At 70.5% G+C, this 258-nt stretch carries 1 protein-coding gene; it reads right to left on the bottom strand.

Going from position 1 to position 258, the window contains the following annotated elements; all coding sequences use genetic code 11:
* Positions 1 to 258 (bottom strand): hypothetical protein (locus AC1RO3_RS09275; protein WP_481764131.1); only part of this gene is annotated, 258 nt, incomplete at both ends.

The raw sequence follows: 258 nt of genomic DNA, 5'->3' as shown, positions 1-258 counted from the left end.
GCGCGCAGCTCACTCGCGCAGTCCACCGCCGCCTGAACGCGGCCGGCGAACAGGTGGGCGTACATCTTCTGAGTGAGCGCCACCCTCAGCTCGCTGAGCGCGCCGGTCTCCCGGCACTGGGCGACGAACCGGTCGGTCAGCGCATCCCACTGCCGGTAGTCCCAGACGCCCATCGTCGCGAACCCGAGCAGCGAGAGCCATCGCGGATCCGAGGCGTGCCCGGTCGGGCACCCGATCGTCCGCAGCGTCCTGATGAAC

The organism is Dellaglioa sp. CoH-57-MRSF-19 (assembly GCF_056781975.1).
The sequence above is the reverse complement of the archived record's forward strand: the minus strand, read 5'-3'. Positions and strand labels throughout refer to the sequence as shown.